Here is a 20867-nt window from a genome sequence, read left to right as displayed (position 1 = left end):
CTTCTTTATATTTATGATAGTAATTAGTTTCAAATAAATATGGGGATAGTTGGACTAAACAAAATGTTCCTTATAAGTAGTAAGTATCTTTTGCGATTTTAATTTATAATTATTTATAAAAAAGAAAAGACACCCTAAGGTGCCTTCCTTCGACTTGAACCATCTTAATTTTAATAATATATTGGACTCCCATCCAAATATTATTTTACCATGTTAAGTTATTTTATTCATTGAGAAATATGTTTTAAATCTATATTTTTAAAAAATATATAGATTTGAACAATATGTATACGAGCCGCATATCAAAAAAAAAGACACTCTCAAGAGTGCCTCTCCTTAGCAGCCGAATCCGCCGCCCCAACAGCTAGCGCCAACGATGATTAATAAGATGAAGAGCACAACAAGTAAGGCAAATCCGCCGCCGAAACCACAGCCTCCACCACAACTACCGCCATAGCCCATATTAACTCCTCCTTCCATAAAGACCATTTATTAATGGATTTAATTTAATTTATGTTTTTAAGGATGAATGGAGCAGGTCCTTAAAAAAATAAAAGGATTTTGGAAGTTAAAAAGAGTTGACGACCTTATTTTTGTCACCAGTATTTTGTCTTCTACATATTGTATTTTATTCTGTGTATTGGGGGAAGGAGGATCTTATGGCTAATTCTGAGATGATTTTACGTTTACTTACGGATTTAAAGATTGAACAACAATTGTTGAAAGAACAGTTAGAAAAAATGCAAACAGCTGTGACTATTCTTGAAGAAAAATCAGTGACGCTTAAAGAAAAACCAGCGACTCTTAAAGAAAAAACAATGACTCCTGAAGAAAAACCATCTGTTACAAAGCAAAGAGCTTTTTCTGGACGCCCAACATCTTTTCGTGATTGGAGAGCGGCTGCTCAAAAAAATTCATAAAACTATAAAAAAAGAAGACATCAATTAAGCTGTCTTCTTTTCTTATCCAATCCAAATGAGTTAAGAAGGTATATCCATATTGCTTTAAAAATAAGAAGAAAATAACGATTGTCGACTCCTATTTTAGTATAGCGTATAATAATCTATATATTTATGTAATTTTACATAAATATATAGATTATATAATGTTAAGCGTATATATTTTAGTTGTCTGTTATTTGTTTTAATTCATTTATTTTTATTATTTTTTAAGAGCCCCAGTAATGGGGCCTTTTTATAATTGTGTTAAAGTAGAAACCCCTCAAACATAAGGAGGGGTTACATAACTAGGAAAATAGTTATTTGTGTTTAATGAGAGGAAGTTCAGGGTGTTGTTTCTGAATTTCTTCTAAATGATTTTCGCTTTTGCCTTTTAAAGTTTGATCGAAAAAGCTAGTTACTAGTTTATTAATCAGTTTGTAGTTTGTGGCTACATCTTCGCCAGGTTCATTAATAATAGGTGAAAATGCTGCTAAATCTGTAAAACTAGTATGGTTTGTTTTTGGAATTACCACTGTGTACACGCCCGGTTTTTCAATAGTTTTATTTCTTAAATAGACTATTTCCAATAATTCATTTTGGATTCCGGTTGTCTTTGGATTCTCAGCCTCTTTCATAAAATGAATCGTAGCTTCAGCATTCATCAACATGAATGGTTTTTGAGGACCGTCTTTAGGCATTGGATCGCCATACAATCCACCATCCATATCAATTGCAGCTTTAATACGCGTATCCTTCACTAACATTTGTGCGGCAGTTGCTCCACCAAAAGAGTGACCGAACATTCCAATTTTGTCATAGTCAATTAAGTCTGCAATAGTTTTAAAACTTTTATCGAAATTCCCTTCTATTACTTCATTTAAAACAAAAGTAGTATCCTGTTCCCATTTTTGAACTATGGTATTTAAGGCGGTAGGTGTATATTCAATTGGTATAGAGTCTATACGGTTTCCATTAGGGAAAATCGTTGTTGCTGCATATCCTGTGAAATTAAGAGCGATTACTACATAGCCTTGACTAGCTAATTCCTCTAACTGGAATGTATTTTGTTGACCATATAATCCCATCCCATGGCCGAATAAAAGGAGGGGGAATTTTTCTTTATCTTGAAGTGGCTTAGCATTCTGATAAGAATGTGTTTTTGTCAGCCCTAAATGTGTCGTTACGATATATGGAGCACCGTTTGTTACTGCCAATTGTTCAGCCAGCTCGTTTATGTTCTCAAAATAGGCAGAAGGCTTCCCTGATCCTTTTGCGGCAGGATAGTATACTTGTATCATTAACTCACGATTTCCCTGACTATTTGGTACAGTTGTTTCTTTTCGATTTGTATCAATTAAATGAAAAGCTTTCGTTCCTACTGTATATTTTCCAGTAGGCTCCGGGAGTGTTATGATCGGAAAAAGTAAAGGTAATGTAAACATTGCGATAGCAGTTACGATAATTCCTAAACCTTTTAAAACTTTCATCACTAACTTTTTAGAAACGGCTGTAGTTTTTGGTTTCAAAAAAACTTGTAATGTTAAAACGAACAATAAGAAATAGGCGGGAATCATACGCCAGTTTGCACCAATTACAATAATGGTGGCAAATAATAATGCATAATTTATTAGTAAAAGGACTCCATTTTTTTTCGTCAAACCCCGTTTGATAAAGATGGGAATGATACTAGATAAAAGTAATACAGCAACAAAAATGATTTCTAACATTTTTAGCTCCTTTCCTAATCAATATAGATATAGATTGATAATTTACAATCTTCCCAATTATATAACTATAATTGATGATTGTATGCATGTAAGTAAGTAAGTAAGTAAGTAAGTAAGTAAGTAAGTAAGTAAGTAAGTAAGTAAGTAAGTAAGTAAGTAAGTAAGTTTAGAATGTTTTTATATGACATTAAAAAAAGTACTCATACGAGTACTTTTTCTTAAATGAATTATTATTTATTTTTAAACCGTTCCCCATAAATGATAAACCATACCGATAACAAAAAATGCTAGTCCTACAAACAAAACGATTAAAGCAAGCACTCCATTTTTATTATGTTCCATAAAATTAGCTCCTTTTCATTTACTTATCTACAAAAAGCCTTTAGTCGTAATTATGGCTAAAGGCTTGGATCTTCATACTTTGTAGTTTATAAAAAAGTTGCACTTCTGTATTAATTTGGAATATGATTATTTAAAGAGAAGGTGATGAGTACATGCAGGACAAAAAACAATTCCCGCTTATATCTGGAAATCTCTCATTAGATTTAGTAAATACAGAGCTAGTTAGGCGTGGACAACGTTATGATTTATTAATAACAAATGAAGATGTATTAGAATGGCTACATGTAATAAAGGTTAGTCTTCCTTTTTGGAATGAAAAAACATTTATAAGGATTCAAGAGCGCACGAATCAAGTTACATCTAGCATATTAGAGGTAAGAGAAGTACTGAGAAAACAGTTTGAGGTAATTGCTGATCAGCACGAAATTTCCAATGATTTTGTTACGTATTTAGAAAAACAAATTGAGAAAGCACCATTTACATATAAAATCATTGAACAGCAGCTAGTATCTATCCCGGTTGGAGAAATCGAGGATGTACTCGCATCGTTAATTGCATTTGATGCTTTAACGTTAATAGCAGAAAATAAGCTTATTTTCCTTAAAAGGTGTTCAAATCCTGACTGTGTTTTATTATTTATAGATAAGAGTGGGAAACGAAAATGGTGTTCTATGAAAATATGTGGGAACCGGAAAAAGGTAGCAAAATTTCAGGATCAAAAATTTGAAGAAGTCTAGAGAATCAACTTATAACAGTTGATTCTTTTTTTTTTTTTTTTTTTTAAAAACTAACCTCTAAAATTAATATTTACAGGTTAGTTATGTCGAGTTATAATTGTTGGTAAATAAAGGAGGAGAACGATGGATAATATAACAGCAACTAAGCAAGAAGATCCTCAACCAATAAGTGTACGATATTTTACAAAAATGAAAGGGAAAGGAAGAAGTCCATTGCAAGTAAATATAAAGGACTCTTTAACAGGACTACTAGGGGGATTTTTAACAATTATTACCTTAACATATTTAACGAGCATAACCTCTACAGAATTATTAATGGCTCCATTTGGGGCGAGTTGTGTATTAGCGTTTGGAGTTTGGAATGCGCCATTATCTCAGCCGCGTAATATTATTGGAGGACATTTGATTTCAACTTTCATTGGTCTATCAATATATCATTTGTTTGGGAATGAATATTGGACAATTGCTTTAGCAGTGGGGATGGCAATAGCCGTTATGATGTTAACGAGAACGACGCACCCTCCGGCAGGGGCCGATCCGATTATCGTTATTTTAGGGGCAAATAGTTGGAGTTATTTAGTAACACCAGTTTTAATTGGCTCCGTTGTTATTGTAGTTATTGCTTTATTCATTAATAATATGAGTAGTAAAAGAAGCTATCCAACTTTTTGGATTTAGTTTATAAAGCGAAAAACAATTTAAGTAAGTATGTCGTTTTTACTATGTTTTAATTTTTTTATAGAAAAAAGCCTTTAGTCGTAATTATGACTAAAGACTCCATGTCTCAAACTTTTTAATTTAAAGAGAAAAGACACCTTAATGCGCCTTCCACTGACTTGAACCATCTTAATTTTAATAATATGTATTGGACTCCCATCCGAATATTATTTTACCCCTCAGAACGAAAAATTGTGCTTACTTGTAATAAAAATCTCATTTTTTCGTTTTGGGGTGTTATAAAATCTTGAAGTTGATGGGCATAGGGTGGGACCCAAAACAGTACGATTTTATTTCAAAGACACAACGATTTTACTACACACTTTTTATTTATCCCACACTCTCATCTGCTAGTATTACTATTTTTTATTACTAATGTTGCCGTTTCACTCGGATGGCTAAGAGGAAAATGATGGCCATATGGAACAAAATCAACCTTACCAAGATGCGATGGAGCAGAATAGGCTCTGTCATAATCCCCCCAAATAATGTGAAGATTATACTTTGTTACTTCATTGAAATCACCTTGATCGTTTTTCAGTAGTAAACTGTTAAGCTGAACCGTAGTATTTAAAATTCTAGGAGAAGTAAAACTGTTACTTATCTTTTCAATATAATGTTCAGGGATGCTCTCCATACTTTCAAACAAACCATTACTTAATAAATAACGCTCTATCAAATTAGTAGTTGCTAATTTTAATGTCCATTTGTTCATAAATTGAGGAACATTTAGTGATTTAGCATTTTTTTTAGCAACAGGTGGCTGAAGTAAAGTGATTGCATACTTCTTATCTATGTACTCTTGTACCAATGCTTCCAGAAGAATAAACGCACCGAATGAATGGCCAATTAAATGTGCACCATTCGTAGCTTTCTCCAATAACTTTTTCACTACATTCAAATAGATATCTAGAAGATTTTTCTCTCGTTTAAAAGGAGAACGTCCCAAACCTGGAAGATCCAAGATCCATATAGGTTGGCCAGTTTTTTCATGAAGCTCTTGTGCTAAAGGAAATAAATCTTCTCCATCACTCAATAAACCATGTAATAAAATAAACGGTTTACCCTCTCCTTGTAATTGGTAAAGGGTAGTGTTATCGCATAATGTTCGTTTAAATAAATGATTATGCTGGCCATTTTGATACATCATTCGATAATCCAGATCAGCTACTACGGCAGGCAAAAATTTTATTACACTCGTCTTCTTAAACCAATCTCCTCCCATAATTTTTTTCGCTGAAACATTTGGGAAATTTTGTTTTGTAATAAAATTCAATCCATCAGAAGGAATTTTTGTTATTTTACTTACTCCACTATTCATAATTGCTTTCATAAGTGGCATTGGAACAGAGATTTTTGGTGCCCTCATATTCATACTTTCCGACATAATATTTAATAATTCAGCAATGTTCTGATCGTACTGTTTGTCTTCAACAAGTGTATATGTTTGAATAGTCGGTTGCTCCAATCTGAAAACCTGCATAATAAACTTCGCAAGCTCATCGTTTGAAATAAGTGGTAACCTATATCCCTTACCTCCAGGAATCATTGGCATGAGCCCTCTTCGCATACTCATCACAAGCAAACCTAATCCTGCTATCTGCTCTGTACTCCCTGTTTTACTACTACCGACTACAGTTGGCGGATTAATTACAGAAAGCGGATAACCTACTGCGGATGCCTGCTGACGGATATAGAGATCTGCTAAAAATTTTGTTCTCTCATATGGATTTTTTATTTTTAAATAATTGTTTCCTTCTGTAAACACATCAATTGCAATCTTGCTATTTTTATCATCAAAGGGACTCATATAACCTACAACATGAATAAATTGTTGCAAGCCCTTCAATTGATGAATACTTTTAGCTAATTCACTAATATGTTTGGCGCCATTTAAAAATACGGAAGCTGCCTCTTTACTTGTCGCTTGAATATCCATGGGGCCTCCTGCGTGAATAATCACATCCGTTTTCAATACCCTCTCCTTATCTTCAGCACTTAGACCTAAATCTATTTTCGTCAAATCACCTTCAATAAAGTGCATAACTTTCTTTTTTAAGATGCCTCTTTCTTGAAAAAGGCGTATTGCTTTACTTTTCGACCTTACTAAAAGAAGAATTTTAACATCCTCTTTGGCTAATTCTTTCACTAATTGCTTTCCAATAAAGCCTGTTCCACCAGTTAAAAATACTGTTCTCATATAAAATCCCCTTTGTAGTACTAATTAGTACTAATTTGATGTAAAAAAAAAGCTTCTTTTATCGAAGCAATTTAAAAAAATGATCTGCTGTTTTCGTGATTACAGTTGCATCTTTCAATGTTTCTGAAATAAATAACGCTCCCTCAAGATTTGTAATAAAAAGTGATGCAACCTCATCAATATGAATCGTATTTCTGAATTCTCCATTCTCTACCCCTTGTTTAAGTAATAGAGAAACTTTCTCTTGTAATCCTGTAAAAAAAAGACCTATTTTTTCTTTTATTTGCGTGGCCTGTGTAGGACTTTGAATATAAAGAGTAATAAATGGACAGCTCCCCTTATACTCTCTCGACTGAACTCCTTGTGATAATTGCTTTAAAAACAGTTGGATACGATCTTCAACTAAAAATTGGTTCTGAGAAAGTACGTCATCAATTGCAGATTGATACATTTCAATCCAATAATCAACGACCCCTTCTAATAATTGTTCCTTATTAGAAAAGTGATAATACACATTAGACTTTGAAACTTTGCTTACACGTACTAATTCATCCATACTTGTATAAGCAAACCCTTTTTCTAAAAATAATGTTGCAGCTACTTCAATCACACGTTTTTGATTCATTAATTTTACCTTTGTCATAACTAGAACTATATAGTACTAATTTAAATATTGCAAGTATTTATGTTAATTTTTAAAAAATTTCCACTAACATTGATTTTACTGCAAAAAAAATCTTATTTTGAATAAAGTTGAACTGAACCCCGAAATTGTTAATTTACTATCGTCTAATAGGGGTCACCATATATGCCCATCAACTTAAGAAAAAGAAATGCCCCCAAAACGAAAAAATGAGCAGCTTCTCAGAATAACTATCTGTAGAGAAAGAAAATTTTAATTTAAGGGGATATGAAAATATTAGCTTGATGGTGATGGGGTAGTACCAACGAGTCGCTTAGAATTGTAAATCTGTCTTTTCATAATCCTACTCCATAAAGAAAAAACACCCTAAAGTGCCTTTTATTGATTTGAATTATTTATTGTATGTAGTTCATATTCGTTAGCATAAAACTCTTTTATTAGTTTTATGCTGCATTAATGGGCAGTAAGACCCCCACCTCAAAATTCAGCGAAAGCAAAGAAGTTAGGTGGGGGGGCGGGCTGCCCGTAAAAGCCCGATTGGTGAAGGCTAATAATCAGTGGGGGATAAACAAAACCCCCGCTGATTAAAGTTTCACTTTATTTCATTTGTATCTGGATTAAACTTAAATATTTTAATTTGATTAGATTCGTCTTTGTATGCAAATGTATACTCACCAACTTGGGTCATATTGCTGGTATTTAAGATAGGATCGCTACCGTGATCAGTAATTTCCACAGTTTTCTCCCGGTCCCAAAACGCGATGACAATAATCAAAATGATGAGGTATACACGTATGAAACGTAGTTCTCTTGCAACAGGATGTTCCATCTGTTAGTTTCCTTTACTGTTTGATAGAGTCTGTTTATAAAAGAGATAATTGCAATGAATATAAATAAAAAAGACACCGTAAAGTGTCTTTTTTATTTTAGTTATGCGCATTACTTAATAAGACGCTAGTTCCTCAGTCTGGCTATGAGTAACTATGTAGGGTAATTCCATTATAACATTTTAACCAGTAATGGGTCTATATGGAATTTAATTGATTTTCTTTTTGATTATTCAGAACGATTTGCCGAGTATTTGGATGAAGGAAGCAGTGAGACAGAAGCGACTAAACTTGTTTTAGAAGAGTGTCTTCTTTTTTCATTGTGAATAAAGTACGGAGCTATATTTCCCTTTACACGAACATAAAGGTATAATATAGTTTAGTTAACTGAACTAAACTATATAAAAGCGCGACTGGAGGAAGGACGCTATGACGAGATCATATAAAGAAGTAATTAATGAAATGAACCGAGCTTATAATGAATTCTACATTTTACTATTTCAGGAGTTAAAAGATGAGTTCGGTCTTACAGGACAGCAAGAGAGCATGCTATTTCATATTAATTTAAATGAAAACACGACAGCAAATCACATTGCGACTACCTTTAATGTATCCAAAAGTGCCGTTAGCCAAGTTTTATCGAAATTGGAGAAACAGAAGATGATTTCAAAACAAGTAAACCCTAATAATAAAAGGGAGTATTTTCTTACACTTGGTCCAAACGGTAGTAAGTATATAGAGCGGTTGTCTGAGTTAGATGATGTATTAATTGAGAAATACTTTTCTAAAATCGATATAAATGCCCTAGAGCAAATGACAGAGACGTTAACGAAAATAAATAAAGTAATATTGGAAGAAAAGCAGAAGGATCTTGATTGTAATGAGTAAGAACTTAGATGAAGCAATTAGTAGAAAGGAGGGGAAGCATGTGATGAGTTACATACCAAATATGATTACGATAGCAAATTTTGTGTGTGGGCTTTTGGCTATTCATGCTGTTTTCGTTGACGATATGTACGGTGCAGTTATGTTCATTATTACAGGTATGGTCCTTGATTTGTTTGATGGCATGGTCGCTCGGAAACTTGATTGTGTTTCAGAAATTGGTGGAGAGTTGGACTCATTTGCGGATTTAGTTACTTTTGGTGTGGCACCATCTATTCTTGCATATAATGCCTCGTTAAAAGATTTGCAGTCTATCGGGATGATATGCGCGCTCGCTTATAGTATTTGCGGAATGCTTCGGCTTGCGAGATTTAACACACAGCAAAGCAAACTCCCGACATTTATCGGAATGCCGATTCCATTCGCGGCAATGTGTCTCCTTATTTTATGTTTTTTAAAGAATCCAGTTTCCGTGGCGTTTGGTACATGCGTACTCGCTTATTTAATGGTGAGCAAAATCAAATTCCCTCATTTTAAAAAAGATATAGCTGAAAGCTTGAAGCTTGGAAGATTGGATTGATGATACGGAACTACAATGAGAAAGATAAAGGAGAATAACATGATTCGTATGGCATTAAGATCATTCAACATACAAATGTATTGTTTGCTAGGCGTAATGTTATTGGGATGGCTCGTGACACCTTTTTCAGCCAAGTTTGTCGGGATAAGCATTGGCCTTTTGGTGAGTATGTACTGCGCCTGGATTTTAGGAAGGCGTATTGAAAAGTTCGGAGATAGCATTGTAAAAAAAGAAAAAGCACCGATGCTCGGAATGATAAATCGGTTCGCAGCGGCCATACTTGGCGCGATTATTATGTATGAAATTGAACATCATGAATTCATGTGGACATTTGCAGCTGGAATTATGGGTGGGTATTTCTTGATTATTATTAATTTGGGGTATTACAGTATGAGGGATGCGAAGGAATAGAGTGAAAACTAAGTTTAAGCATACTGTTGCCTAACAATGAATAGCGGATTATTAAGAAGAGCAATAATTAAACCCAACATAAGATTTAAGAAAAATTTTATATTTACCCCACTTTTTATTTTAAAAGTTTTTCCTATCCTATAAACAAGTTACATCAAGGAGGAGACTGAAAATGAAGAAGTGGGGATTTTATATTTTTAATATATTCCCTATATTCGAAGACAAAGTAGAAGATTAAATATATGAACAAAGTACCAGTTCTTGAACTATGTTCTAAAATAATAGATGAAAATGTAAAGTTAGGGGATTCCACATGCATACAGGAGTTTTGATGAGTTATTTATATACTTATTTTTTTACTATTATGTTTTGTATTATGTTTCAAATTGGATTTTATTTTAAAGCGAAAAGAAACATATCTATTCGGCATTTTCTATGGGTATATATTTTTCTATTCTATCTTTCGCTAGTGTATAAGGTGACGCAGATTGCGACTGTATGGGATATAAGTAGATATGAAACGTGGATTCGTGTAAATCAAATCAATTTGACTCTATTTGATACGGCGGGTAGTACTACGTATCTTTTGAACATCGTACTGTTTATGCCATTAGGTTTTTTATTGCCGACTATTTGGCCGCAGTTTAAAAAAATGAAAAACACCGTATGCGCGGGATTCTTTTTTTCATTGGCAATTGAGTTAAATCAATTACTAAATAATAGAATTACAGATATTGATGATTTATTTACGAACACCCTCGGGGCGATTATTGGGTATTTATTATATAGCGTTTTATTTAAAATGATATGTAAAAGAGATGAAAAAAAGTTTGATACGAATTCTTCTCTAGTCATAAAATACGAGGCTGTTTTTTGTTTAGTGTGTTCATTTGTAGGTGCGATGTTAATTTATTATCCAGCTTTATTTGGAAGACCTGTAATTATTCAGTGAGGTGATTAAGAATTTCTTGTTAACGCCTGTACGATATTTCAATTTGCAAAAAGCCTTTAACACGTTATAGTTAAAGGCTTTTATCATCATAATTTTTACTTACCAATTACCCACTCTAACATCCGCCTTCAACCACTTCACCCAATCCAAGTCCTCTACTTTAAGCAAACTAAGCGAAACACCCTTCATATCTAAAGAAGTCAACAGCGTACCAACCTTTACGAATGTAACTTGCAATCCTTCAAGTTCACACAAACGGCGAATGTCGTTTGCGAAAATGTATTGTTCCATTAATGGTGTCGCACCGAGTCCGTTAATAAGGATGGCGAAGTTGTCGCCTTTTCTCCAGCGATAAATGCTTTTTAGTTTGTTCATCAGTTCAATCGCTAATATTTCAGAAGAGGACAGCGATTCTTTGCGGTAACCTTTTTCACCGTGAATACCGACGCCGTAAAAGACTTCATCTTCGTTTAATGTGAATGAAGCTTGTCCTTTCACTGGATCGTTGGCAGGTGAAAGGGCGACTCCTAATGTGTGTAAGTTTTCAGTGATAGAACGGCCGAGTGCAGTCAGTTCTTCTAAAGAATGTCCTTCAAGAGCGGCTGCACCAAGTATTTTTTGAATGAAAACAGTACCAGCGACGCCGCGTCTTCTTTTATTAAAGGAAACATCATCTTCAATTGAAACGTCGTCATTTACGATGATGTGGTCAATTTTTCTTCCTTCTTCTTTAGCAATTTGCTTTGCCGCTAGAAAGTTTTCAACGTCATCTTTAAAGTTTTTAATGATGAATAAAATACTTTTATCTTTCGGCATAAGGCGAGTTGCCATTATAATTTGTTCTACTGTAGGCGGAGTGAAAATGCTGCCGTTTACGGCCGCTGTAAGCATTCCTTTTCCTACATAGCCAATATCAGCAGGCTCATGTCCGCTACCACCGCCGCTTATAATAGCGACGTCTTGCTTCATTTTTTGGATATCTTTTACATAAATGATGTTATTTGTTTCGTCGTAATTTACTTTGTCGTTATGTTCAAAATAAAAGCCATGCATCATATCTTGAACAATATTTTGTACATCATTCATAATCTTTTTCATTGCTTTTGCCACCCTTTAATTACTTTGCTGACTGCTCCAGTAATAGTAGTAATTGATTGTTTATCATATTTTTCATGAGAGAAGACATAATGGATGGATTTACTTCGCACTTGCTTTCAATCCAATCTTTTATCGTTCCAACGAAGCCGTGACTATAAAAGGAGGCAATCGTATTTTTCGTTTCAATAGAAAGAGTTAAGCCACAGTTCACGGATAGTTCATCAATAATCTTCATATATAAGTTTTTCGTGTGCTCAAATAAATAGTGATTAAACGAGTTTTGTTCAATGACTTTAAAAGCATTTCGGTAAAATTTTTGATTTTCGTAAAAGTAATCAAATAATAAATCGAAAATATTTTCCCATGTTTCATAGTCGAGAAAGTCGATAATGTTTTCCTTCGTTTCTTCTCTATAAATCCAGCTTAATAGTTCAAATTTATCTTTAAAATGATAATAAAAAGTTTGCCTACGCATTTGACAGTGTAACATAATATCGCTCACTGATATTTTATGAAACGACTCTGTTTCCATTAAATATTTCAATGAGTTCGCGATTATCTTTTTAGAAATTATAGAAGAGGTCATCTGAATCATCCCTAGAATGTTATTAATATAAAAATCCTATCTATAAATGAGAGCGGTGTCTTTAGACAGATTGTCCATTTTGTCCGTTTACTATAAAACGCTTTCATTTTAACATGAGTAGTAAGAAGAAGATTTCAAATATATCACAATATATTAAAGGAATTGAGGGAGAACTACAATGAAAAAGATTATAAACAAACCAGAAACATTAGTAATGGAAATGTGTAACGGAATGGTTATGGCTCATCCAGAGCTTGAACTTTTGAAAAAATATAAAGTGATTAAGAAGAAAGAAATGAATGAAAATAAAGTAACGTTAATTAGTGGCGGCGGTAGTGGTCATGAGCCGGCACATGCAGGATTAGTCGGAAAAGGGATGTTAGATGCGGCGGTGTGCGGAGATGTGTTTGCTTCGCCTTCACAAATTCAGGTGTATCAAGCGATTAAAGAGACAGCTAGTAAAAAAGGAACGTTATTAATTATTAAAAATTACAGCGGCGATATTATGAATTTCAAAAACGGAGCTCATTTAGCGACGGAAGATGGAATTGAAGTCGACTACGTAAAAGTGGATGATGATATTGCGGTAGAAGATAGCCTATATACAGTAGGACGCCGCGGCGTTGCGGGAGTTATTTTAGTTCATAAAATTGCCGGCGCAGCAGCGGAAGAAGGTATGGATTTAGGAGCGGTGAAAGCTGTAGCGGAAAAAGCAGCGGCTAACGTGCGCACAATCGGTTTAGCGTTAACTTCTTGTACAGTTCCAGCGAGCGGATCACCTACTTTCACACTTGCGGAAGATGAAATGGAATACGGCGTAGGTATTCACGGCGAACCAGGAATTAAGCGTGAAAAAATGCTGTCAGCAGATGAACTAGCTAACCGTATGACAAATGATCTTGTAAAAGATTTAGGAGTAAAAGATGGCGAGGAAATCGCACTTCTAGTTAACGGTTTTGGCGGAACACCACTGCAAGAACTTTACTTATTTAACAACGCAGTGACGAGAGAATTAGCTGCTAGAAACATTAAAATCAATAGAGTATTCGTCGGTAACTATATGACAAGTATCGATATGGCTGGCATGTCTTTAACAGTGATGAAGTTAGATGATGAGTTAAAAACATTACTATCAAAAGAGTGTAATACACCAGCGTTTAAAGTAGATGGGCCAGTTGAAAGTGTAGAGTACGTGAATGTGCTTGAAGAGACAGAAGAGAAGGAAGTTTCCTTTGAAATAGAAACGGCGGAAGAGCACGCTGTTATTAAGTATAATGTTATTACATTAAACAACATGATTTATCTCGTTGATAAAATGAGCGACGTTATTATTAAAAACGAAGTACCGTTCTGTGAGTTAGATACACACGCAGGTGACGGCGACTTCGGAATGAGTGTGGCAAAAGGATTTAAGCAATTAAAACGTGAGTGGCATTCTATTGTAGATCAAGAGAACGTAACGATTGGGTCATTCCTTGACGGTTGTTCAATGATTATTATGGAACATTGCGGCGGCGCATCTGGTCCAATTTGGGGTGGTGCATTCCGCGCAGCTAGCAAAGCAGCAGGAGAAAAACGTGAGCTAACAGTGAAAGAATTCGCTGAAATGTTGCAAGCAGCACTTCAAGGTATACAATCTATCGGAGAAAGATCATTTGGTAGAGGAGCGGTAGTTGGTGACAAAACACTTGTTGACGCGCTTGCTCCATGTGTAGACTCTTGGTTAAATAGCGCTTCAAACGAAGAAGACATGAAAACTGCTTTTGAAAAAGGAGCAGAAGCAGCAGTTAAAGGAGCGGAGTATACGAAAGAAATCGTAGCTCGCATGGGCCGCGCCGGTACAGTTGGTGAAAGAAGCTTAGGCTATCCAGATGCAGGTGCACATGCACTTGGAGTTATCTTTATGGAGATTGCGGGTAGTTTGAAATAGGAATGAGAAAATCCCCTCTGCCTTAAGGTGGAGGGGTTTTTATATAATTGATTGATATATAGTTTCGTTAGATGTTTTCTCTGTAAAGATATGTATGTTTATAAATACTAAGATAATAGTTTTAAAAGAAGCAACGTGAGTTCCTATAAATAGGGAGTTTAGGTTGTTTAATTGTGTTTTGGAAAATTTCTCAATTGATAAAAAGTACTTCAAAAGGAATAAATTAATAATGGAAGATATGAAGGAACGGGAAAAAAAGATAGAAAAGAAGTTAGAGCTAAGGGATGATAATCTTATGAAGAAGATGGTCAGGGAGATTCACGATGCTAAACGTACTAATGTATCAGCTCAGGAAGAAATAGCGGCAGCCAAGTTTAAGATTTTGGAAATGAGTATCATTTTTTACTTGTAGGGTATTTTACTGTTTTCGCTCAAATGGATTGTCTTATACATCTAAGTTGTTTCTACATAAATATCTGTAATCTCACCTATTACTATATCTTAAAAAAATTTGCAACAGTACCAATAAACCGTTATAAAAAGTATTTAAAATAATAACAAATAGGTATAATGATTCCCACTATAGAAAATACAATACTTCCTAAATTAAATGCAGAAAGTTTCGCACGATGAACTTGAATTTCACCTAAATCTACCCCTCCACTAAAATGCTTATCCATAACTTTAGCGACGTTTTGTTGTTGATTAACAAAATAAGGTATTAGCCATATACAGCAGAACAAAATAATACTACCAAAAAAGAGTGTGTCAATAATTGAAGCTTTCCAATTTAATGAAGTAATGACTATGAGAACAAATTCTCCCACCATAATAATTATCATAGTTACTACATATCTGGTTTTTTCAGAAACGTTTTTAAATAAAGTCTCGTCCAGAATTTTTTCTATTTTAGTCCATATTACACTGATTAGCACGATTAGGCTAATTAAGAAAATAGTAAATAAAGCTTTAACTAAAAGGTACTCAAACACTACCGACACCACCTAGTAATTTTTAAATTAGAATATAAAGTTGATTTTTTTAACTCTATCAAAAGATTAAATTCAATAATCTATTAACTAGCTTATCGAAAAATTTATTGATTTAAAGATACAAAGCTATATGTATTAGTTATATAGGATAAGATCTCCCAAAATTCCTTTTCTAATATATATATCTTCTAATCATTGTTGGACTTCAATTGTCTAAATATTTTATTTAGCACTTTATATCAGTTAATGATTAGAATTTTCTGAATTAAAACTCCTTGATATTGTTAAGAACATAATTATTATTATGATATTTCGATGTGATTGCTGCTAATGCTTTATCTTCAAGGGGAAATATAAGGTTTTCGTTACCATAATACTAATAATAACCTAACAAATTGAATAGTTACCATAAAATACTAAAATATGTCCCTCAGCAATTTACAGTATAGTACACTTTTAGGAAAAATGGAATATCAAAATATTTTATTATTAACAATAATGAGAATTTTTATAACGATTATAATTATTGTTCGGATTAAAGATAACTCATTTTTGGTGATCTTTATTCATTTTTTCTAGAGTTTATATTAACTTAGAAAACTTTGTAACGAACCATAAATAAGATCAAATATCATAAGTTTTTTATTTTTTATACAGTAACCATATGTCAGCCAATCCCTCTTTAATTTAGAATATTCTGTTATTTTTTTATCAATTTATAATTGCGGGGCGAATTGTTATATAATTTACGGAATCATGGTAATATTTAGGTAAATAGAAGTGGTTGAGGAGGACGTAGTGATATGAGCACAAATATTTTAATGCATGAAGCAGTTATGCAACAGCTTAATGATTTTTATCAAATGATGTTGTCACAGCAAATTATAAAAGCAACTGAATTAAAGAAAGAAATAGATGAAAAAATTGAACAGATTAAAAATGCAGAAGAAAAAGAAAATCAAAATCAAAATTTATTATTATATTATTCTTTACTAGACCTAAAATATAGAATGCTAACTGATCGAGTAAGTATTGGAAAAGATAGTTTTGAAGCAATTGATACAATTGATGAATCGACAGATACACTCACAGCTTATTACTATCATTCTTTTAAAGCAGAACATGCTTTAATGTTTAGTAACTATAATGAATCTAGAAGGAAATATGAAGAAGCTGAGAGCCTATTAGAACATATTTCTGACGAACTAGAGCATGCAGAGTTTTATCAAAAATATGCAGTGTTAAATCATCATATGTCTAGTATGCTAATATCTATTGAATACGCAAATAAGGCGAAAGAAATCTTTGAAAGGCATGCTGGATATGAGGTGAAAGTTGCTTCTTGCGAAAACACACTAGGGACAGCTTGTATATTCTTAAAGCAATTTGAAAAAGCGGAAGAACATTTGAATCGTTCCATTGACCTTTTGCAAAAACATAATGAAGAAAAATTGATTTTAGTAGTAAGGCATAATTTAGGATTATTATATGCAACTCAAAACTTATCTACATTAGCGATTCGTCATTTATCAGAAGTGACAGAGAAGAATCCGATTCATTTTAAAGCATTGTTCTTACAAGCACGTGAACACTATAAGCTAAGAGAAACAAATATTGCAAAAGAACTTATTGAAAAAGGATTAGCAGTTTGTATAGAATTAGGGAATGAGGAGTATGTATATCATTTCAATATTTTACGTTCTCTTAATGAAGATGAAGCAATTGAACTCTTAGAAGAAGAAGTGAAAAAAAGTATTTCTTACTTCGAAAAGCAGGATTTATGGGATTACGTAGAAGAATATGCAGAAGTATTAGCGGTTCGCTTCCGCAAATTGAATAAGCATGAAAAAGTTAGTGATTATTTCGATGTATGTTACGAAGCGAAACAAAAATTACTAAGCAAAGGGGCGTTAAAATAATGAAGAAGCTTGTATTAGCGGCGTTAGGATTAGTGATAGCATTATCATTTAGTAACAATACAGGTGATACACAACATGCTCTAAAAAAGGAAGAAATTATACAATACTCACATGCTGATCATTTTTAATTGCTAATTAACAAAGGGACTCCAATTATGGAGTCCCTTTGTTAATAGGATATTGCTTTAGTTTATCTAATTGTAATAATGTTTGTAAAAAGTGTAGATATTTTCTAAATTTGCAGAGGTAATTATTTGTTAATCTTTTAAAACATTAGCTTAGTAATACCGAGGGTTATTATAGATATATTAATCATATAATTTGTCCATATCAAAATGTACGTTTTTTGCATCTAATATATTGTAAATATATTTTATTTTGAAAGGATGTGATTATATGGCTCATAAATCTACTGGGGTGTTTCGAGTTCCAGTTTCTGAAAATGGGATTATTCCAACTGCTCTCAACATTATGTTAAACAATGATTCACGCTGCCATACTAGTAATGTAACGGTAACTGTTAAGAGAAGCCGAAACACTTTTTTCCCAACTCAAAATGAATTAGTTGAAATCTCTCGTACTTTTGTTTCTTTAGAACCAAACAGAACAACTAAGATTGTGTTGTTTACTCCAGAATTTCAAGTAGAAGATTTCCTTGATGTCATCATTAGTGGAAATAAAGAGGATGTTAAGGATGTTCTTGTATATTCTTTCTTAGCAGATTCAGTAGGGCATAATCTGCCATCTACTGTTTTCAGAAATGCAGAATACACTTTTGCTTACTGACACCGTGATGATGTATTCTTTACGGTCGTATATCTGAATTGAAATGTTAAATAGGAGTTGATTTAACATTTATCCCGTATTAACGGGCTGCCCGTAAATGCAGCAGGCGAAAAACGTGAGCTAACAGTGAAAGAGTTCGCTGAAATGTAGCAAGCAGCACTTCAAGGCATACAATCTATCGGTGAAAGATCGTTCGGTAGAGGAGCGGTAGTTGGTGAAAAAACGCTTGTTGACGCACTTGGGGTTATCTTTACGGAGATTGCGAGTAGTTTGAAATAGAAATAAGAAGATCCCTTCTACCTTAAGGTGGAAGGGATCTTCTTATTATTGTTTTTTGATATATATTGCTAAATATGTTCCAATAATTAATTCTATTGTATTGAGAATAATATCAGCTACATCAAAAAACGACTTATAAAAGGAACTAGTATTTGAGGTGGGTTTATTAACGAATTTTATATATAGCATGAATGAAAATAGGATAAATAAAACAATGTTTCCTATTATGTTTTGAAGAATTAATTGAGTAGGTACTTGTAAAAATAAAGAAAAGATACCAAAAGGAGCATTCTGCCGACTTAAATTATTTTAATATTATCGTTCTAAGTTTAAAAGCTATAGGGATTTTTTCTGTGGGATTTGTAAGTAGTTTTTACGAAATTATGAGTGTTTTTTATTTTGTAATTCAATAAGTTCATCTGGTAGCATTTTTGTATAATATTCTTTTTCTGTTAGTTCAAATATAAATAATGCTTTTTTCCAGTTATAAATAACATCTTCTACATTATGTTGTTTAATTTTTAATAAAAACTGACCTTTTAAATAGAAGAGTTCACCTAATAGGTATAACGTATTTAGATTAATTGCTAATTTGATGCCCTTATCAATGTATTTTATTGCCTCTTCATGTTGATATGTGAAGTCCAAAGATTTTGCTAAATTTAACATGATTTTCAACTTAATTTCTTTATCTCTAGGAAAATCTAACTTATTAAAATTACTTAAACATCTTTTTAATATATTAATACTTTTTTCATATTCTTTATTTTCCGCATAAAATATAGCCATTGTTTGCATAATATCTATTTCTCTTTCTGATAAAAAATCAGAATTAGTTAAAGTCAGTTTTAATGCATTATTTAAAAAATCTAAAGCAGTTTTTAATGATTTATCCACTATAAATATAGCAATTGCTTCATGCCATATTAGAAATTGTTTCTCTTCTTTTGTTTGAAAATTATTTAAGTTTTTCTCTTTTTTCACTATTTCATAAAGTTCTTTATATTGTTTTTGCTTTAAGCAATCTTTTATTACGTATTTTACATTTTCTACATATTTTAATCTTTTATTTTGAGTTAGTGCAAATATATTATTTGGATCAATACCAAGTCTTTCTGATAATTGATATAGCAATATACTAGATGGATAAATCATACCTTTTTCAATCTTGCTAATTTGACTTTGTGAACATATTCCATGACATAATTCGGATTGTGATATATTTTTTTTGATTCTAAGTTCTTTAATGGTAATACCCAAATCGTTAAATTCCATTCTTCCACCTACTATTTAGCACTTTCACTTTATTAATATAAGAATATTCCCTAACCTTAATGTAATGTAAAATTAATATAGTTGCAATTATTGTTTTAAAGGAATAAGATGCTGAGACTTTTATATGTACAAAAAAGATACCTTAAGGTATCCTCGCAATTGATATATGAGACTATAGTTTTCCAATCAGAAAAAATTTTGGATCAGCCCATTAATGATATATCGTGATATTTAGTTTACTTAGTATGGATTTTTACAAACCTTCCTAATCCCTCTATTTTCCATTTGATAAAATAAAATCCTAATATTACCAATAATTAAATAAATATTTCTACATATTCAAGATATTTACATAAATTACAAAAGTGATACATTTAAGTTGTAAGTTATAAAAACTATTAAAGGGGGATTTATTATGTTCAAGAAATTAGTAGTAGGGCTATTGGCAACAGGTATTGCATTAACAGGAGGAATTGGGGCAGCTTCAGCTGATACGCAAAAAGCTGTGAGCTCTCCGAAACAAGCAACATGCTCAATTCCTTATGAGTATTCTAACGGTAAGTTCAAAAGAACTCTTTATTACTCAAATGGAGTATATGCTAATAGTTTTAATGAAAATGTTTGTGGCGGGACGATTACGTGGTATTTAAAACATGTTCAAAATGGAGTTGCTTTTTACGAAGGTAATTTAAAATAGTAGATTTTTTGAACCTCATTTATTGAGGTTCTTTTATTTTTAGTTTTTAAACTGATTTTCTATAAAAAAGACACCCTAAGGTGCCTTCTTGCGATTTGATCCATCGTAATATGGTATTGGATGCCAATCCAATTATTATTTTACCACATTAAATAGTTGCGGTTATTGAGAAACAATAAAACTCTTTATTTGAATGAAAAAAGCCCTAGGGGGACTAGGACTTTTTTCTAGAATGAATATGATTTAAAAAAGGACTTATATAACGTAACATATGAATGTTTCGTAAATGTATCAAAAAAGTGAACAAAATAGTTAATTTAAATAAAAAATATTTCCTTGTATT

Annotated in this window: 21 protein-coding genes and 1 pseudogene; 13 read left to right on the top strand and 9 right to left on the bottom strand. The window is 32.7% G+C overall.

The genetic code is table 11. From position 1 onward, the window contains the following. Window positions 1–336 precede the first annotated feature (336 nt). Window positions 337–462 (bottom strand): YjcZ family sporulation protein, encoded by a 126-nt coding sequence (locus ACYFX0_RS09260; protein WP_000540377.1) that lies wholly within the window; start codon window positions 460–462, stop codon window positions 337–339. 197 nt (window positions 463–659) lie between these two features. Here ACYFX0_RS09260 and ACYFX0_RS09255 point away from each other — a divergent pair, with 197 nt between their 5' ends. Then, window positions 660–920, top strand: coding sequence for a hypothetical protein (locus ACYFX0_RS09255; RefSeq protein ID WP_000013691.1), 261 nt, complete (start codon window positions 660–662; stop codon window positions 918–920). 338 nt (window positions 921–1258) lie between these two features. Here the strand turns inward: ACYFX0_RS09255 and ACYFX0_RS09250 are convergent, their stop codons facing one another. Beyond that, complete coding sequence (locus ACYFX0_RS09250) at window positions 1259–2668, bottom strand: alpha/beta hydrolase family protein (RefSeq protein WP_106081514.1); 1410 nt, start codon at window positions 2666–2668, stop codon at window positions 1259–1261. A 494-nt stretch (window positions 2669–3162) separates the two neighbouring features. Between ACYFX0_RS09250 and ACYFX0_RS09245 the strand changes: the two genes are divergently transcribed. After that, entirely contained in the window at window positions 3163–3747 is a 585-nt protein-coding gene (locus ACYFX0_RS09245) for a CGNR zinc finger domain-containing protein (protein ID WP_460270310.1), read from the top strand. A gap of 123 nt (window positions 3748–3870) precedes the next feature. After that, window positions 3871–4425, top strand: a complete 555-nt coding sequence (locus tag ACYFX0_RS09240) for an HPP family protein (RefSeq protein ID WP_000368838.1) — start codon at window positions 3871–3873, stop codon at window positions 4423–4425. Between the two features lie 382 nt (window positions 4426–4807). Here ACYFX0_RS09240 and ACYFX0_RS09235 read toward each other — a convergent pair whose 3' ends face one another. The 3 genes from ACYFX0_RS09235 to ACYFX0_RS09225 all read right to left on the bottom strand — a co-directional run bounded on the left by ACYFX0_RS09235 (window position 4808) and on the right by ACYFX0_RS09225 (window position 8136). Beyond that, complete coding sequence (locus tag ACYFX0_RS09235) at window positions 4808–6664, bottom strand: alpha/beta fold hydrolase (protein ID WP_109139996.1); 1857 nt, start codon at window positions 6662–6664, stop codon at window positions 4808–4810. Between the two features lie 58 nt (window positions 6665–6722). Continuing rightward, window positions 6723–7289 carry a TetR/AcrR family transcriptional regulator gene (locus ACYFX0_RS09230; protein ID WP_001072299.1) on the bottom strand — a complete coding sequence of 189 codons (567 nt, stop codon included), beginning with the start codon at window positions 7287–7289 and terminating at the stop codon, window positions 6723–6725. Window positions 7290–7899: 610 nt separating this feature from the next. Further along, a complete protein-coding gene (locus tag ACYFX0_RS09225) occupies window positions 7900–8136 on the bottom strand; it encodes a YmzC family protein (RefSeq protein ID WP_106081511.1) in 237 nt (78 codons plus the stop codon). 427 nt (window positions 8137–8563) lie between these two features. Between ACYFX0_RS09225 and ACYFX0_RS09220 the strand changes: the two genes are divergently transcribed. The 4 genes from ACYFX0_RS09220 to ACYFX0_RS09205 all read left to right on the top strand — a co-directional run bounded on the left by ACYFX0_RS09220 (window position 8564) and on the right by ACYFX0_RS09205 (window position 10962). Beyond that, window positions 8564–9022 (top strand): MarR family winged helix-turn-helix transcriptional regulator, encoded by a 459-nt coding sequence (locus ACYFX0_RS09220; RefSeq protein ID WP_460270306.1) that lies wholly within the window; start codon window positions 8564–8566, stop codon window positions 9020–9022. After that, the gene (pssA, locus tag ACYFX0_RS09215) at window positions 9015–9599 is read left to right on the top strand and encodes a CDP-diacylglycerol--serine O-phosphatidyltransferase (RefSeq protein ID WP_136983621.1); all 585 of its coding nucleotides are present in this window, start codon (window positions 9015–9017) and stop codon (window positions 9597–9599) included. The genes ACYFX0_RS09220 and pssA overlap by 8 nt, the downstream gene beginning before the upstream one ends. Before the next feature lie 39 nt (window positions 9600–9638). After that, on the top strand, window positions 9639–10010 hold the full coding sequence (locus ACYFX0_RS09210) for an ATP synthase subunit I (protein WP_460270305.1): 372 nt from the start codon (window positions 9639–9641) through the stop codon (window positions 10008–10010). Between the two features lie 313 nt (window positions 10011–10323). Further along, window positions 10324–10962 (top strand): VanZ family protein, encoded by a 639-nt coding sequence (locus tag ACYFX0_RS09205; RefSeq protein WP_000556870.1) that lies wholly within the window; start codon window positions 10324–10326, stop codon window positions 10960–10962. 99 nt (window positions 10963–11061) lie between these two features. Here the strand turns inward: ACYFX0_RS09205 and dhaQ are convergent, their stop codons facing one another. Both dhaQ and dhaS read right to left on the bottom strand, forming a co-directional pair. Then, window positions 11062–12060: a DhaKLM operon coactivator DhaQ gene (gene dhaQ, locus ACYFX0_RS09200; RefSeq protein ID WP_016078008.1), complete on the bottom strand. Its 999-nt coding sequence runs from the start codon at window positions 12058–12060 to the stop codon at window positions 11062–11064. A 19-nt stretch (window positions 12061–12079) separates the two neighbouring features. Next, complete coding sequence (gene dhaS, locus ACYFX0_RS09195; RefSeq protein ID WP_000204218.1) at window positions 12080–12646, bottom strand: dihydroxyacetone kinase transcriptional activator DhaS; 567 nt, start codon at window positions 12644–12646, stop codon at window positions 12080–12082. Between the two features lie 178 nt (window positions 12647–12824). Between dhaS and dhaK the strand changes: the two genes are divergently transcribed. Both dhaK and ACYFX0_RS09185 read left to right on the top strand, forming a co-directional pair. Further along, on the top strand, window positions 12825–14576 hold the full coding sequence (dhaK, locus tag ACYFX0_RS09190) for a dihydroxyacetone kinase subunit DhaK (RefSeq protein WP_460270302.1): 1752 nt from the start codon (window positions 12825–12827) through the stop codon (window positions 14574–14576). 211 nt (window positions 14577–14787) lie between these two features. Next, window positions 14788–14988 (top strand): annotated as a pseudogene (locus ACYFX0_RS09185) (hypothetical protein); the annotation flags it as partial. A 121-nt stretch (window positions 14989–15109) separates the two neighbouring features. Here ACYFX0_RS09185 and ACYFX0_RS09180 read toward each other — a convergent pair. After that, the gene (locus ACYFX0_RS09180) at window positions 15110–15568 is read right to left on the bottom strand and encodes a hypothetical protein (RefSeq protein WP_000464470.1); all 459 of its coding nucleotides are present in this window, start codon (window positions 15566–15568) and stop codon (window positions 15110–15112) included. An 803-nt stretch (window positions 15569–16371) separates the two neighbouring features. Between ACYFX0_RS09180 and ACYFX0_RS09175 the strand changes: the two genes are divergently transcribed. The 3 genes from ACYFX0_RS09175 to ACYFX0_RS09165 all read left to right on the top strand — a co-directional run bounded on the left by ACYFX0_RS09175 (window position 16372) and on the right by ACYFX0_RS09165 (window position 18273). After that, window positions 16372–17487: a response regulator aspartate phosphatase gene (locus ACYFX0_RS09175; RefSeq protein WP_106103901.1), complete on the top strand. Its 1116-nt coding sequence runs from the start codon at window positions 16372–16374 to the stop codon at window positions 17485–17487. After that, window positions 17487–17615 (top strand): hypothetical protein, encoded by a 129-nt coding sequence (locus ACYFX0_RS09170; protein WP_000737532.1) that lies wholly within the window; start codon window positions 17487–17489, stop codon window positions 17613–17615. Before ACYFX0_RS09175 ends, ACYFX0_RS09170 begins: the two co-directional genes overlap by 1 nt. Before the next feature lie 268 nt (window positions 17616–17883). After that, on the top strand, window positions 17884–18273 hold the full coding sequence (locus ACYFX0_RS09165) for a hypothetical protein (protein ID WP_106103900.1): 390 nt from the start codon (window positions 17884–17886) through the stop codon (window positions 18271–18273). A 660-nt stretch (window positions 18274–18933) separates the two neighbouring features. Here the strand turns inward: ACYFX0_RS09165 and ACYFX0_RS09160 are convergent. After that, on the bottom strand, window positions 18934–19827 hold the full coding sequence (locus tag ACYFX0_RS09160) for a helix-turn-helix domain-containing protein (protein ID WP_086398423.1): 894 nt from the start codon (window positions 19825–19827) through the stop codon (window positions 18934–18936). A gap of 415 nt (window positions 19828–20242) precedes the next feature. On the opposite strand from ACYFX0_RS09160, the gene ACYFX0_RS09155 reads away from it, so the two are divergent. Further along, a complete protein-coding gene (locus ACYFX0_RS09155) occupies window positions 20243–20524 on the top strand; it encodes an LCI fold-containing protein (RefSeq protein ID WP_000473837.1) in 282 nt (93 codons plus the stop codon). Window positions 20525–20867 lie beyond the last annotated feature (343 nt).

It is taken from the genome of Bacillus sp. NEAU-Y102, from assembly GCF_054788175.1.
This window is presented reverse-complemented; position numbering and strand designations above follow the sequence as displayed.